Source organism: Algibacter agarivorans, from assembly GCF_039543245.1.
Classification (GTDB): domain Bacteria; phylum Bacteroidota; class Bacteroidia; order Flavobacteriales; family Flavobacteriaceae; genus Algibacter_G; species Algibacter_G agarivorans.
The window spans coordinates 1-15,406 of sequence record NZ_BAABJJ010000021.1; the positions used below are offsets into that span (position 1 = coordinate 1).

A 15,406-nucleotide genomic window follows, 5' to 3' on the forward strand; every position below is an offset into this window, starting at 1 on the left:
AAATATGAATAATACTCCAATCCTTTTTAAAAATGAATAGTTTTTGGACTTACTTCTGAAAGTGCCTAATTAGAGTATCATTATAAATTGTAGTTTGTTTTTTTTAAATATAATTTACCTAATTACTAGAACCTATATGATTTAAACTACTTTCTATTATTAAAACAAACATACCTAGAGTAACTCCTGCAAGACTTACAATGGTTAAAATAGTCGACGTCGTTTTATCCTTAAGTTGAATTTTTTCTATATTATCTTTTTCAATTGTTGTTATAATCATTTCTCTATTAATTATCGAACTTCCATAAACTTTGTTATCAGCAACTTGAATCCTATCAAACTTTAGAGATTGATTATCAATAGTCTTAACTCGAACTTTAGAATTAGATTTGGACGCTTCATCAAGTGTTACAGATGGTGTTTTATAAACAGTGCAGCTTTGCAATAACATTAATGTTACAAAAAAAAATGTGACTAGTTTTAAATTCCTGTCTATAGCTTTCATGATAAATTTTCTATGTACAACTAAATGTATTTGTTTTACCAACAACTTGAAATGAGAATTATCAGTTTAAATAAATTATATCCTGATATTTATTCTATGTGAGCAATGAAATACAGCAAAATAATACAATGACTTTATTAAAGACTATTATGTTAAAACTGCTGATGAAAATCTTACAATTCAAGAATTATTTAATAAAAGACAAACTTAAGAAGAACTAAGCTAAAAAAAACAATACTAAATTAGGTCCTAATCAAGTAACTCATATTATACAAACACACGTTACCCCTTCACATCCAAAGCATCCCTCAAGGCATTCCCTATCATCATAAACGCCATAACCAAACTCATAATACAAAGTCCAGGAATCATAGCTAAATAGGGTTTCCCGAGAATAATATAATTATAGTGATCTTTAATCATAGCACCCCAACTTGCCATAGGCGGCTGCGCTCCAATACCTAAAAAGCTAAGTCCGCTTTCAATTAAAATGGCTGCTGCAAAATTAGCAGCAGAAATCACAATAACAGGCGCCATAATGTTTGGTAAAATATGTTTGGTTATAATTCTATAATCATTAAAACCTAAAGCTCTGGCAGCAGTTACATATTGCATTTCTTTGGCACTTATTATTTGACCACGCACTACCCTAGCCACTTCTACCCACATGGTTAACCCTACCGCAATAAACACTTGCCAAAACCCTTTACCTAAGGCTAAGGTTATTGCAATAACCAATAATAAGGTAGGTATGGACCACGTAACATTAATAACCCACATAATAACAGCATCTACTTTTCCACCAAAATAACCAGCAAGACTCCCCATGAAAACACCAATAATAAGCGAAATAAAAACTGCTACAAAACCAATAAAAAAGGAAATTCTTGCCCCCACCAAAACGCGGCTCAATAAATCACGACCGTATTTATCAGTTCCAAATAAAAAGGTTTTTTCCTTTATAAATTGAGCCACTGAATGGTTAGGGAACTTATTAATAAGGATTGTTTTCTCTGAGCCTTCTAACCCATCAGAAGCATATTCTTTATAAATTAAAACACCTTCCTTAATACTGTAATCTGAAATAGGAGTTTCGGTATCTGTATTTTTTCTTCCGAAGAAAATCTTATCAAAACCACTTTGATCTGCTTCTATTTGCGATGGAATAGTGAGCATCGTTACTTTAAACCCTGGTTTTTTAGAATGAATTGCCAAATGCATTTGATTGGCATACTGCGAATTATCTGGCGCAAACACATAAGCAAACACAGAAACCACCCCAACAAAAACAATAAAATAGAAACTAAAAACGCCCCAGAAGTTCTTTTTAAACTTTTGGAGCGCTAGTTGTTTAAGTGAGTTTGATTTATGACTCATTCTTTAAATGCGCTTAATTCTTAACCTTTACAGTAGAAGCCACTTTTTTAATAGGATACGATGTTTTTAAATCTTCTAACACATTCAGTGCTTCCTCAATATAAACATCTTTACTTAAGCTTTCATGCCAACGCTGACGTTTTTCTTTTAAGTCTGTAGTATCTTGTTCAAAAAGGTTCTTTTCATAACTATGCGAATCAAATGTTAAATTGGTTTTATACTTTGAAATCGCATCAAACTTTTTAGACTCTTGCTCGTTAGCCTCAATTTGAGCTCTATAGGCTTTATAGTTTAGAGAGTAAACCGTTTCGTCAATCTTACTCTTAACCCATTTTGCATTGTCTTCAATAAGTTTTAACTGCTCATTGTTAACCATACGATCTTCACTATTTTTTATAGTGGTATTATAATCAAAGTCATTTTCCCATGGCGTATAGGTTGCTGCAGAGATTTCATCCCAAGGCAACGGGTTGTCTTTATCCTTTTCACCAACATCAATAAAACTGAAACGACCTGGAACTTTCACATCACTTTTAACACCTTCTAACTGAACAGAGCCACCGTTAATTCTATAATACTTTTGAACCGTTAATGCCAAAGCACCTAAATCGCCACTGGTGTTATTTCTTAGCATATTATTCAAATTAATCACATTTTGAACGGTACCCTTTCCATAGGTTTGTTTGCTACCAATAATAATAGCACGTTTATAATCTTGCATGGCTGCTGCCATAATTTCGGAAGCAGATGCCGAAATTTCATTCACCAGAATTACCAAAGGGCCATCCCAAGAAATAGATTTATCTCTATCTTTTAAAACCTCTTTAGCTTCGCCCGTAGAACGCACTTGCACCACAGGGCCATCTTGTATAAATAAGCCCGCCATATCTACTACGGCCGGCAATGAGCCACCACCATTATTACGTAAATCTAGCACCAAACCTTCCATGCCTTCTGCCTTTAAATACTCAATTTCTTTCTTTACATCTTTTGCGGCGTTCACATTTTTATAATCTTTAAAATCTACATAAAACGCTGGCAAATTAATGACTCCAAACTTTTTATCGTCTTTTTCAACTATGGATGATTTTGCATAGGTTTCATTCAACTCTACAATATCTCTAGTAATAACAATATCTTTAAGCGTACCATCCACTTTTTTAACGGTAAGTGTCACTTTTGTGCCTTTTGGACCTTTAATATACTTTATAGCATCATTAATACGCATACCAACAATGTTTACAGGAAACTCTTCATCTTCCTGCTTCACCTTTAAAATAATATCCTCAACCTCAAGCTCTTTACTTCTCCAAGCTGGGCCACCAGAAATCAATTCAACTATTTTAATATAGTCCATACGCTTTTGCAATCTAGCACCAATACCTTCCAATTTGCCAGACATACGCTGATCGAAATCTTCTTTATTTCTAGGTGCCAAATAATAGGTATGCGGATCAAACTCTTCAACAATCGTATTCACATAAATAGCAAACCAATCTTCGCGTCGCTGATCATCAATATAATCCTCAAAAAATATATTTATAGATTTTAACGTAGCTTCTCTAGCTTCTTTTTCGATTTGTGCTTCGGTCTTCATGACATAAGACGCGTCATTCTCTTTAGCTAATTTCTCTTGTTTATATATATCATCATAATTAGAAAGTGTAGAAAACTTGAGCTGTTGTCTCCAGCGTTCTTTCATCTGTTTTCTATTTTTCACGAACGCACTATTCTCGTAATTTGTATCAAAAGCTTCATCTAAGCTATAATCGAAAGGTTGTGAGAGTACTTCTTTATAAATGGCTTTAGCTTCTTCAATACGCTTCAACATGCGCTCATTAACCACATTAAAAAATGTAATATCAGTAGCTTTAAGTTGATCGTCAATGGTTAGTTTGTACTTCTCAAAATCATTATAATCAGATTCGTAAAAATACCTTTTAACAGGATCTATAATTTCCAAATAATCTTTAAATAATTCCTCCGAAAAGGCATCATCCATAGCAATAGGATCAAAATGACCTTGTTCTAAAACAAAGGTTATAATTTGAATTAATAATTTATCTTTATCTGGATTACTGAATTTTTTTGAGGTAAAACTACAAGATGCAAAAGCAAGAAGTAGCAATAACGACAGTACTTTATAATTCCTTTTCATAATATTCTTCATCTATTTAAATTTAGCAGCTATTGAAAGCACAACATAATTTCTACTAAAATAAAGAAAAAACCATGCCAATAAAGGCAATCGTTACTAATTTTTTGTTAAACCGAAGAAATTAGGTGTTTCCTGACGAAATTATGTATTTTAGCGGTGTTATATAACGTTATAAATGACAAAAAAACCACTTATACTAGTTACAAATGATGATGGCATAAATGCGCCTGGCATTAGAACTTTAATTAGTGTTATGAATACACTTGGAGATGTGGTTGTGGTAGCGCCAGATAGCCCACAAAGCGGTATGGGGCATGCCATTACATTAAACTCTACTTTATATGCTGAACAGGTTTTTGTAGATAATGGCCCTCAAAAAGAATATAGTTGCTCTGGCACACCTGCCGATTGCGTAAAACTGGCTATTAGAGAAATTCTAGATAGAAAACCAGACCTTTGTGTGTCTGGGATTAATCACGGTTCAAATGCATCCATAAATGTTATTTATTCCGGAACTATGAGTGCTGCTATTGAAGCAGGCATTGAAGGTATTCCTGCTATTGGATTTTCATTATTAGACTATACTTGGAATGCTAATTTTGAAGCCTCGAAACCTTATGTTAAAGCGGTAACCGAAAATGTTTTAAAACATGGATTGCCTAATGGCATTGTTCTAAATGTAAATATTCCAAATATTTTAGAAGAGCACATAAAAGGCATCAAAATATGCAGACAAGCTAAAGCGAATTGGGTTGAGGAATTTGACAAACGCCAAACACCACAAGGAAAAGATTATTACTGGCTTACCGGAAAATTTATTAATCTAGATAATGGTGAAGACACTGATGAATGGGCACTTGAAAACAATTATGTTTCCGTAGTTCCTGCTCAGTTTGATTTAACCGCGCACCACTTTATAAAAGACTTAAATACCTGGAATTTAAATGATACTGAAACAAATTCAGCATAAATGAAAAAAGATATTTTTATAGGGATATTAGTAGGTTTAATTGCTAATGCCATCGGTTTATATTTTGCAGCTACCTTATTAGGACAAGGTGATGACTTCTTAACAGTAGTTAAAGCTGCCGCAGATGAAGGCTTTTTAGGAAAACTAATAAGTTTAGGGGCTATTTTAAATTTAGTCGCCTTTTTTGTTTTTATAAAAAAGAAACAAGATTACCGTGCCAGAGGAGTGCTATTAATAACGGTTTTTATTGCTGTTTTCACTTTTGTATTTAAGTTGTTTTGAGAACATGTCGCGCAAAGGGAAGAAAATACATTGACGGATGACTGATGACTGATGTTGGCTGTGAGTTTTGAATAATCAGTCATGAGTGGTGTCCCCTTGAGGGGACTTTAGGGGTGTTTTTAATAACTAAAAAAACGGTCAACTCTATATAGGAATATACAGACTAAACAAATTAAACCATTATAAATATTAAATAAGACATAAGTTATTTGTTATTCAGTCCAAACATACAAATATTAAATAACCTATTAACTTCTGTAACCAGAGATTAAGACCCATGAAATATTACATTATTGCTGGAGAAGCATCAGGCGATTTACATGGCTCAAACCTAATGAAAGCATTGCAAAATGAAGATGTAAATGTAGATATTAGATTTTGGGGTGGCGACCTCATGCAAGCTGTTGGCGGCAAACTAGTAAAGCACTATAAAGAGCGTTCTTTTATGGGTTTTATAGAAGTGATTATGAATCTTCCGAAAATTTTTAAAGACTTTTCTATTTGCAAAGAAGATATTAAAAATTTCAAGCCTGATGTTATTGTTTTTATTGATAATTCGGGATTTAATTTACGCATAGCCAAGTGGGCAAAACAAGAAGGTTTTAGAACTCATTATTATATTTCGCCACAAGTTTGGGCCTCTAGAGCCAGCAGAGTGAAAGCCATAAAACGCGATATTGATGCCATGTATGTCATTTTGCCTTTTGTAGAACCGTTTTACAAAAAACACGGTTATCATGTTACATTTGTTGGACACCCTTTAATTGACGCCATTGCAAATAGAGCACAAGTTGGAGAATTTGAATTTAGAAAAAACCACCAATTAGGAGACAAACCCATAATAGCATTATTACCGGGAAGCAGAAAACAGGAAATAACCAAAATGCTTTCTGTAATGCTAAGTTTGATTAATGATTATCCTAAATACCAATTTGTAATTGCAGGCGCCCCTAGTCAGGATTATAGTTTTTATGAAACTTTTATTAAAGCTCATGATGTCAAGTTTATTTCAAACAAAACTTATGATTTATTGAGTATTTCAACGGCTGCTCTAGTAACATCTGGAACAGCTACTTTAGAAACCGCATTATTTAAAGTCCCCCAAGTGGTTTGTTATAAAGGAAGCGCTATTTCATACCAAATTGCAAAACGCATCATCACTTTAAAATTTATTTCGTTAGTAAATTTAGTGATGGACAGAGAAGTAGTTACGGAGCTTATTCAAGAGGATTTCAATAAAAAGAGACTCAAACAAGAACTGGATCATATCCTAAACCCTGAAGCACGCAAAAACCTGTTTTTAGATTATTATGAATTGGAAAAAACTTTGGGTGGAAAAGGGGCTAGCAAAAAAACAGCAAGATTAATTTACGAATCTATTAAAACTTAATTTTAGATGAAGAAAATAGTCCTAATCGTTATTTTAATCCTAAGCTTTAGCAGTTGTAAATCTTCAAAACGGTCAAAAAGCAAAAAAACATCTTCTACTAAAATCATCACTAAAAAAATCGAAACTTCTGAAAGTGGCTCAAAAGTAGAAGCATTTCCTAAATCCAAAACAACACGTATTATAGATTATGCACAACAGTTTGAAGGGGTTCGCTACAAATGGGCAGGGACTTCAAAATCGGGAATGGATTGTTCTGGCTTGGTCTATGAATCTTTTAAAGTACATGATATCTTATTACCCAGAATTTCGAGAGACATGGCTAAAAAAGGTCATAAAATTTCATTAAAAAAAGTACTTAAAGGTGATTTACTATTTTTCAAAACTGGAAACCGAAGAAACTCAATTAATCACGTAGGTTTAGTAGTTGACATTAGAGGTAATGATATAAAATTTATACACGCCACAACAAGTAAAGGCGTTATTATATCTGGGCTAAACGAAACCTACTGGCTTAAAAATTTTCACGAAGCCCGAAGAATTTTATAAGATATTCTTATCTTACACTTTCATGCAATTACTCAATTTTACGATAATTAAATTAACCGTTTGCCTCATTTTAGGCATCCTCATTGGTTATTTAATGGATATATCGTTTAGGGCTTCTTTACTCTTATCCGCTTCTCTACTAACTATTCTTCTTATATTTTATTTAGTTGCAAAAAAACAGTTTATAAAAACTATTTGGTTTGGTGTTTTTGCTTGTGGTTTAATGATTTCGATTGGGATACTTACTACAAATGTTCATAATCAAAAAAACGTCTCTAACCATTATACACATCAGCTTTCAACAAAAAATGATGCTTTAAAAACCATCACTTTTCGAATTAGAGAAGTCTTAAAGCCCAGTAATTATTATGACAAATATGTGATTGACCTTCTACAAGTTGATGACAAAAAAGTAACAGGAAAATCGCTTTTGAATATCCCAAAAGATTCGCTTAAGTCTGTATTAAAAGTTGATGATATTCTTATTAGCAAGACTGAATTTAAAGATTTGGCGCATCCTTTGAATCCGCATCAATTTAATTACAAAAATTATTTAGATAAAAAATATATTTACCATCAACTCTATGCCACAAATAAATCGCTTTTTGATGTTGAATCTGACACTCAAACACTACTTGGCTTAGCTGATAACATCCGCCAACACATTAATAAAAAGTTAAAACCTTACCATTTTAATCCAAATGAACTCTCTATAATCAATGCCCTTTTATTGGGGCAACGGCAAGACATTAGCGAAGAAGTTTACAACAGTTATACCAATGCTGGTGTCATCCATATTTTAGCCGTTTCCGGATTGCATGTGGGGATTATTTTATTAATCTTAAGTTTTGTTTTAAAACCTTTAGAACGTTTTAAACATGGCAAACTCATTAAAACAATATTGCTAGTAAGCATTTTATGGAGCTTTGCATTAATAGCTGGATTATCGGCGTCGGTAACGCGTGCGGTAACTATGTTTAGTATTGTTGCCATTGCTGTAAATCTTAAAAGACCCACCAATATTTACAACACATTTGCAATAAGTATGTTTGTTATTTTGCTTTTTAAACCCTTGTTCTTGTTCGATGTTGGTTTTCAATTGAGTTATTTGGCGGTATTCTCGATTGTTACTATCGACCCATATTTGTATAAATTATGGAAACCTAAGAATAAAATTATTGATATTTATTGGCACACGTTTACAGTAACTGTTTCTGCTCAAATAGGCATTATTCCGTTGAGTTTATTTTATTTTCATCAATTTCCGAGTCTATTTTTTATCTCAAATTTGGTGATTATTCCTTTTTTAGGTATTATTTTGAGCTTCGGAATACTTGTTATTATTCTAGCGGTTTTAAATATGCTTCCTCAATTAGCGGCGAATATCTACGGAAGTATTATAAGCTTAATGAATGATTTTGTAAGCTGGATTTCTACTCAAGAATCATTTCTATTTAAAGATATTCCATTTAGTCTTTTATATGTTTTAGTTTCATACTTCCTTATCATTTCGTTTGTTAGGCTATTAATCAAAAAGAATTATTCAACGTTAAGAGCTTTCCTTGTTTTTATATTAGTTGCTCAAGCCAGTACGATTTACACGAAGTACAATACCCCACAAAATGAATTTATTGTATTTCATAAAAGCAGATATAGCCTTTTAGGAAACGTACAAAACAATAAAATTTTAGTATCGCATGATTTTGACAGCTTAACAAAATTAAAAAATAATACTATTAAGGATTATTCCGTTGGAAGTCTTATTGAAACCATTAAAGAAGATTCGATTTACCCTATTTACCAACTTAATAACAAAACGCTTTTGATAGTTGACAGTTTAGGCATTTATAATATTAAATCGCTTAAACCTGACTACGTATTACTCCGGCAATCACCAAAAATGAATTTGAATCGACTCATAGATTCTATTAACCCTCAGCAGATTATTGCCGACGGAAGTAATTATAAATCGTATGTAGCACGATGGGAAGCTATTTGTAAAAAAAGAAAGCTCCCTTTTCACCAAACAAGTAAAAAGGGAGCTTTTATTATAGATTATTAAATTCTACTTTCCTTTAATAATATTGTTTGCAACAGCAAGCCATTTTTGAGCGCCACCACGCACAAAACCAGTTTTACCAAGACTTTTTAAGTTCTTTCTACCTTCTGCGTTTTTTTCTGGATTAACAATGTATACCGTTGGATAGCCTCTTACTTGAAACATGCCTTGTAACTGTCTGTTTTGGGCTTTTATAGTTTCATCTTGTGGTGTTCTTCTTGGGAAATCTAGTTCTACTAAAACCACATTGTCGTTCGCCCATTTTTCAAAATCTGGAGTTTTAAAAACTTCATTTTGCAATTTAATACACCAACCACACCAATCTGATCCTGTAAAAAACAAGAAGAGTTTTTTGTTTTCATTAGTAGCAATATCAAATGCTTTTTCCATGTCCGTATGCCAAGTCAATTTTTCTTGGGCAACACCGCTGGCCGATATCAAAATGACCAAACACATTGTTAATAATATTTTTTTCATGACTATTTAAGTTGCAAAAGTTGTTCCGAACTTACAAAAAATGTCCTAAACCGAACACCATTTGAATATTTTTTAACCATTTTTTCGATTAACGGACACCATGCATGAGTTTTTTTAGTATTGGGTTTAATGCAAATATCAACAATCCAGCTACTAATGGTACTATTGTAAAAATCAAGAAAAAAGTAGATAAACTATATTCCTTTGTAATATTTTCAATTTGTCCACCTAAAACAGCTGCTAATTTGTTCCCAATAGCAATGGCTAAATACCACATCCCAAACATTAATGCTATCATTCTTGCAGGAACCAACTTGCTTACATAAGACAAACCTACAGGTGATAAACAAAGCTCTCCTAAAGTATGGAAAAGATAAGCTAAAATTAACCATGCCATACTTACTTTAACTCCTGCTTCTACTCCATAAGAACCAAATGCTAACAACCCAAAACCCATTGCCATGATAATTAAGCCCAAAGCATATTTATTAGCTGCAGTTGGATTATACTTACTTTCAAACCATTTAGAAAAAAAAGATGCAAAAACAATAATGAAAAAGGAATTTAAAATACTAAACCAAGAAACTGTAATTTCAGAAACATCAGCAGAAAACTCTCTATTTAACATCCACCCTACTAAACTCCACATTGCTAAAAAACAAATAACCAATACAAAATTAGAATATGGAATCTTAATAAAAGTTTTTTTCCATAGGATATATAAAACATAAGTAATAATTAATAAAGGAATTACTGTTAGTAAGGCATTAACGATATTAAACGTTATTGCTGCATTACCTATTAAAACCCTGTCTACACTATCTCTAGCAAAAAGAACTAATGAGGATGCGCCTTGCTCAAAAGACAACCAAAAGAAAACTGTAAAAAAGGCAAAAATAATAAAAGCAAACATTCGATCTCTAACAACTGCAGTATATCTGAGTATTCTTCCTATTACAAGAACTAAAAACAAAGCTAAGGCTAATAAAACAGCAATATATTGACCTTCTAAATGTTCTGTTTCAAACCATGAAAACATATCTATTCCAGCTATTTTAGACATAGGGTCGTTTATTGCATATCCTAAACCTATTATTGAACTTATAGCTATTAAAATTTTATCTAAAGTTGTAAAAGGGTTTGATTTTTCAATACCACTATCCTCTTCACTTTCAATTGCGCGCTCTTCATTTATATTTTGAGGCAATTCAACTTCATAAACTTTTGAAGGCTTCTTCCCTATTTTTCCGAATAAATTTCCAGATAGCGCAAATTGCAACGTACCTAACAGCATAAATATCCCTGCTAATCCAAACCCATAAGACCATCCTATTTTTTCAGCTAAATAGCCGCACAGCATCATCCCGAAAAAAGCCCCTGCATTTACACCCATATAGAAAATGGTATAAGCACCATCTTTTTTCTCTGGCTTTTCCTTATACATTTCTGATATAATTGATGTAATATTTGGCTTGAAAAACCCAGTACCTATTACCAACAATCCTAATCCCAAATACAAAGAAAGCTCTGTCTCTAAAGCCATTGAGGCATGCCCTAATGCCATTATCAAGGATCCAATAACGACAGCCCAACGATAACCTGTTATTTTATCTGCAATAACACCTCCTATTATCGGAGTTATATAAAGTAACATGGCATAGGTTCCAAATAATGCCCCTGCATTTTCGGCAGACCATCCCCACCCAGGGTTAGCACCAATAACAGCGAACGTTAAAAAATTAACTAATAATACGCGCATTCCATAAAATGAAAAACGCTCCCACATTTCTGTAAAAAACAACACAAATAATCCTGCTGGATGCCCTAGAACCTTATCTTTAAAAAGATTTTCAATATCGGTATTCATAAAAAGAACATTTAATGGTTAGTATAGAAAAACCCTCAAATTGAGGGTTTTGAATATTTTTAATTATCTGCTAATTCGAAGCCTTCTGCTTCATCATGAATTACATGCTCATCATCTTCAGCGCCATGTGTTAAATGTTCTAATTTTTTTCTTATGGCTAACACTAAAAACCCTAATACAACACAAAAAACTGCAATACCAGTAAAAATGGTATATTCTCCAAGGCTTTCAGACCATTCTCCTAAAAGTCCTGCTAGTTTACTACCAAACCCGGTCATTGCAAAATAAATACCCATCATTAAAGAGGCGTATTTAACTGGAGCTAATTTTGTAGTATACGATAATGCCACGGGCGACAGACAAAGTTCACCAACAGTGTGAAAAAGATAAGCTAATACCAACCAATACATAGCAGAAGAACCTGTAGATTCAAATTGTGCTGTAGCGGCTGTCATAAAAAAGAAACCTAGCCCCATAATTATTAGGCCTAAAGTCATTTTATATAGAGAGGTAGAAATTTTGTTGTGTAATTTTCTTTTGGCCCAATATCCTGCAACCGCAGTTCCTAATACAACAATAAAAAGGGCATTTAAAGATTGAAACCATGTTGCAGGCACCTCCCAACCCATTAGCATTCTATTCGTTTTTTCAGAAGTATAAATATTCATTAAGCCTCCCGCTTGCTCAAATGCGCCCCAAAAAACAATTACTAATAAAAATGAAAGGAGCAAGACGACCACTCTATCTTTTTCAATTTTTGTAAGCGGTTTTTTCATGGCTTCTTTTTCTTCAGCATTTTTAGATTCTCCAAGAAAATTTCCAACATGTTTCAAATGTTTTTGGCCAACAACATATTGTATTAAACCAGCTGCCATGCCAATACCTGCTAAACCAAAACCATAATGCCATCCATGAACTTCACCAACATATCCCACAATTAAACTTGACAAAAATGCGCCTATATTAATGCCAATGTAAAAAATAGTGAATCCTTTATCTCTTCTTATATCACCTTGTTTATATAATCCTCCAACCATGGTAGAAATATTTGGCTTAAGCATACCCACACCGCAAACTATTAAAACTAATCCTGTATAAAAAGCCCACATAGCTTCTATTGCCAATACACTATGTCCTAAAACTAATAAAACCCCACCAACTAGTACTGCCTTTTTTTGACCTAATAGCTTATCTGCAATAATCCCTCCTGGAATCGACATTACATAAACCATCATAGTATACCATCCATATAAAGCCAAAGCATCTCCATTAGACCATCCTAACCCAGAATTAGCATCGGTTGTTAGCCCAACTAAATATAAAACCAAAATAGCACGCATTCCATAATAGGAAAAACGTTCCCACATTTCGGTAAAAAAGAGGACAAACAATCCTATAGGGTGTCCAAATAATTCTTTTTGTTTAATTGAAGTTGAATTTGACATAAATATTATTATTAGTTAGTTATCGTTTAATCTTTACTTCTTTAAGTTTAGCTCCTTCTTCCTTTTCTGTTTTATCGCCAAGCGTTTCGTTAATAAAGTTTGTCATTTTTTTATACAAATGAAGTCTCGTATTTCCTCCATAAATACCATGATTTTTATCTGGATAAACCGCCCAATCAAACTGCTTATCAGCTTGGATTAAAGCTTCTGCTAAACGCATCGTATTTTGTAAATGTACGTTATCATCAGCAGAGCCATGCACTAAAAGAAAATCGCCTTTTAATTTATCCACATGATTTATTGGTGAATTTTCATCATAACCTCTTGCGTTTTCCTGTGGAACACCTAAGTAACGTTCGGTGTAAATGGTATCATAAAAACGCCAATTGGTAACGGGAGCCACTGCAATAGCCATTTTGAATACATCATTGCCTTTAAACAAACAATTACTACTCATAAAACCACCGTAACTCCAACCCCAAATCCCTATTCTACTGGCATCAATATAGGGTAATTGTCCTAACTTTTTTGCCGCTGAAATTTGGTCTTCCACTTCATATTTACCCAAGTTATTTTGAGTTATTTTTTTAAAGGCAGCACCTTTAAACCCTGTACCGCGACCATCAATACAAACCACGATATAACCTTGTTGCGCTAAATACTGATGCCAATAATCGTTAACATTATTCCATTGATTTGCTACTTTTTGATCTCCTGGCCCTGAATATTGATACATTAATAATGGATACTGTTTCGATGCATCAAAATCTGCTGGTTTAATCATCCACATGTTTAAATCATTACCATTTACATAAATGGCACTAAACTCTTTTTTCGATGTTTTATAATCTGAAAGGTTTTGAGATAAGACATCATTATCTTTAATGCTTTTTATCAAATTCCCTGAAGCGGCACTATTTAAAGAGTATTCTGGAGGGCTTGTTGCGCTTGAAAACGTGTTGATAAAATACGAAAAATCAGCACTAAACTCGGCATCATTTGTGCCCTCACTTTTAGTCAACCTCGTTTTATTTCGTCCGTTTAATTTAACAGCATAAACATCTCGATTTATAGAACCATTTTCCACAGATTGATAGAATATCGTATTGTTTTTTTCGTCATAACCGTAATAATTGGTGACTTCCCAATTGCCTTTAGTGACTTGATTAATTAGTTTACCCTTTTTATCATAATGGTATATGTGATTATAGCCATCTTTATCGCTAGTCCAGATAAAACTATTATCCTTTAAAAAAGTCAAATTATCTGTTACATCAACATAAGCTTCGTCTTTTTCGGCAACAACTAAATTAGAGGTATTGGTTTTTGTATTTATCATCCACAAATCCAATTCATTTTGGTATCTGTTAATATATTGAGCGCTCAAAACATCGCGATTTTTTGTCCATTCGATACGCGGAATATAAAAATCCTTATACCCTTTATCGACTTTAACCTCATTGGATTTTTTGGTTTCTAAATTATAAAGATGAAGAGACACAACGGAATTTGCCTCCCCAGCTTTAGGGTATTTAAAAACCTGCTGTGTTTGATAAAGTCCCGAGCCATAAATATCCATAGAGAATTCTGGAACATTGGTTTCATCAAATCTTATAAATGCTATTTTATTACTGTCTGCGTTCCAATCGAAAGCTCTAACAAATGCAAATTCTTCCTCATAAACCCAATCGGCAATCCCATTAATAATTTCATTTTTTTTGCCATCAAATGTTATTTGAATGATTTTACCAGAATTCAAATATTTAACATACAGGTTATTATCTCGAGCAAAAGCAACTTTTTTTCCATCTGGAGAAAATGTTGGTTCTTGAATTTTTTCTTTGGAAATTAAAGTTAAAGATTCGTTGTCAACATTATAAATATAATAATTCCCTAATATAGAATGACGATAAATAGATGCTTCGTTAATTGCCAAAATAACTTGACGCTCATCATCGCTAAAAGTGTAGTTTGTAAAATAAGGTAATGCATCGAGCTGAGCAGAACTCACTAAGGTTTTTACTTTTTCACGTGTTTTGTAGTCATAAATATCAATAGATGTGCTTCTAGCAACTCTATCAAAATTAAAAACAGAATACTGTTGACCATTAGCCATAGAATGCAAAACATCCATACCTTCTGTTCTAAAAGTGCCGTTTTTCCAAATATCTTCGAGGGTGATTTCTTTAGTTTGAGCCGATAAAATTGTAGTAACAAAAAGGCAAATGTATAGGGCGGATTTTAGGTGTTTCATGTATTATATTTATATCTATTCAAAGGTCAAATGCAACATCCTTTTAATCATTTTTATTATTGATTAAATTATTTAA

General features: G+C 32.9%; 12 protein-coding genes. 5 read left to right on the top strand and 7 right to left on the bottom strand.

What is annotated here, in order from left to right; genetic code table 11:
- Window positions 1-118: 118 nt before the first annotated feature.
- From ABD935_RS08000 to ABD935_RS08010, 3 genes are all read right to left on the bottom strand, one after another.
- Window positions 119-505, bottom strand: a complete 387-nt coding sequence (locus ABD935_RS08000; RefSeq protein WP_345191300.1) for a hypothetical protein — start codon at window positions 503-505, stop codon at window positions 119-121.
- Between the two features lie 282 nt (window positions 506-787).
- The gene (locus tag ABD935_RS08005) at window positions 788-1,882 is read right to left on the bottom strand and encodes an ABC transporter permease (protein ID WP_345191302.1); all 1,095 of its coding nucleotides are present in this window, start codon (window positions 1,880-1,882) and stop codon (window positions 788-790) included.
- Window positions 1,883-1,895: 13 nt separating this feature from the next.
- Complete coding sequence (locus ABD935_RS08010; RefSeq protein ID WP_425550211.1) at window positions 1,896-4,040, bottom strand: carboxy terminal-processing peptidase; 2,145 nt, start codon at window positions 4,038-4,040, stop codon at window positions 1,896-1,898.
- Window positions 4,041-4,215: 175 nt separating this feature from the next.
- Here ABD935_RS08010 and surE point away from each other — a divergent pair, with 175 nt between their 5' ends.
- The 5 genes from surE to ABD935_RS08035 all read left to right on the top strand — a co-directional run bounded on the left by surE (window position 4,216) and on the right by ABD935_RS08035 (window position 9,290).
- Window positions 4,216-5,010 (top strand): 5'/3'-nucleotidase SurE, encoded by a 795-nt coding sequence (surE, locus tag ABD935_RS08015; protein ID WP_345191305.1) that lies wholly within the window; start codon window positions 4,216-4,218, stop codon window positions 5,008-5,010.
- Window positions 5,011-5,292, top strand: a complete 282-nt coding sequence (locus tag ABD935_RS08020; RefSeq protein WP_345191306.1) for a hypothetical protein — start codon at window positions 5,011-5,013, stop codon at window positions 5,290-5,292. It begins immediately after the preceding gene.
- 277 nt (window positions 5,293-5,569) lie between these two features.
- On the top strand, window positions 5,570-6,682 hold the full coding sequence (lpxB, locus tag ABD935_RS08025) for a lipid-A-disaccharide synthase (RefSeq protein ID WP_345191308.1): 1,113 nt from the start codon (window positions 5,570-5,572) through the stop codon (window positions 6,680-6,682).
- 6 nt (window positions 6,683-6,688) lie between these two features.
- Window positions 6,689-7,228, top strand: coding sequence for a C40 family peptidase (locus tag ABD935_RS08030; protein WP_345191309.1), 540 nt, complete (start codon window positions 6,689-6,691; stop codon window positions 7,226-7,228).
- Window positions 7,229-7,250: 22 nt separating this feature from the next.
- A complete protein-coding gene (locus ABD935_RS08035) occupies window positions 7,251-9,290 on the top strand; it encodes a ComEC/Rec2 family competence protein (protein ID WP_345191310.1) in 2,040 nt (679 codons plus the stop codon).
- Between the two features lie 3 nt (window positions 9,291-9,293).
- Here ABD935_RS08035 and ABD935_RS08040 read toward each other — a convergent pair whose 3' ends face one another.
- The 4 genes from ABD935_RS08040 to ABD935_RS08055 form a co-directional block, all read right to left on the bottom strand.
- Window positions 9,294-9,764, bottom strand: a complete 471-nt coding sequence (locus ABD935_RS08040) for a thioredoxin family protein (RefSeq protein ID WP_345191311.1) — start codon at window positions 9,762-9,764, stop codon at window positions 9,294-9,296.
- A gap of 88 nt (window positions 9,765-9,852) precedes the next feature.
- On the bottom strand, window positions 9,853-11,631 hold the full coding sequence (locus ABD935_RS08045) for a peptide MFS transporter (protein WP_345191313.1): 1,779 nt from the start codon (window positions 11,629-11,631) through the stop codon (window positions 9,853-9,855).
- A gap of 59 nt (window positions 11,632-11,690) precedes the next feature.
- A complete protein-coding gene (locus ABD935_RS08050) occupies window positions 11,691-13,076 on the bottom strand; it encodes a peptide MFS transporter (protein ID WP_345191314.1) in 1,386 nt (461 codons plus the stop codon).
- Between the two features lie 19 nt (window positions 13,077-13,095).
- Window positions 13,096-15,330 carry a S9 family peptidase gene (locus tag ABD935_RS08055; protein ID WP_345191315.1) on the bottom strand — a complete coding sequence of 745 codons (2,235 nt, stop codon included), beginning with the start codon at window positions 15,328-15,330 and terminating at the stop codon, window positions 13,096-13,098.
- Between the last annotated feature and the right edge of the window lie 76 nt (window positions 15,331-15,406).

What these genes read in the sequence shown, in the direction of transcription:
- ABD935_RS08000 (WP_345191300.1), bottom strand. Translation starts at nt 505, where the DNA reads ATGAAAGCTATAGACAGGAATTTAAAACTAGTCACATTTTTTTTTGTA.
- ABD935_RS08005 (WP_345191302.1), bottom strand. Translation starts at nt 1,882, where the DNA reads ATGAGTCATAAATCAAACTCACTTAAACAACTAGCGCTCCAAAAGTTT.
- ABD935_RS08010 (WP_425550211.1), bottom strand. Translation starts at nt 4,040, where the DNA reads ATGAAAAGGAATTATAAAGTACTGTCGTTATTGCTACTTCTTGCTTTT.
- surE (WP_345191305.1), top strand. Translation starts at nt 4,216, where the DNA reads ATGACAAAAAAACCACTTATACTAGTTACAAATGATGATGGCATAAAT.
- ABD935_RS08020 (WP_345191306.1), top strand. Translation starts at nt 5,011, where the DNA reads ATGAAAAAAGATATTTTTATAGGGATATTAGTAGGTTTAATTGCTAAT.
- lpxB (WP_345191308.1), top strand. Translation starts at nt 5,570, where the DNA reads ATGAAATATTACATTATTGCTGGAGAAGCATCAGGCGATTTACATGGC.
- ABD935_RS08030 (WP_345191309.1), top strand. Translation starts at nt 6,689, where the DNA reads ATGAAGAAAATAGTCCTAATCGTTATTTTAATCCTAAGCTTTAGCAGT.
- ABD935_RS08035 (WP_345191310.1), top strand. Translation starts at nt 7,251, where the DNA reads ATGCAATTACTCAATTTTACGATAATTAAATTAACCGTTTGCCTCATT.
- ABD935_RS08040 (WP_345191311.1), bottom strand. Translation starts at nt 9,764, where the DNA reads ATGAAAAAAATATTATTAACAATGTGTTTGGTCATTTTGATATCGGCC.
- ABD935_RS08045 (WP_345191313.1), bottom strand. Translation starts at nt 11,631, where the DNA reads ATGAATACCGATATTGAAAATCTTTTTAAAGATAAGGTTCTAGGGCAT.
- ABD935_RS08050 (WP_345191314.1), bottom strand. Translation starts at nt 13,076, where the DNA reads ATGTCAAATTCAACTTCAATTAAACAAAAAGAATTATTTGGACACCCT.
- ABD935_RS08055 (WP_345191315.1), bottom strand. Translation starts at nt 15,330, where the DNA reads ATGAAACACCTAAAATCCGCCCTATACATTTGCCTTTTTGTTACTACA.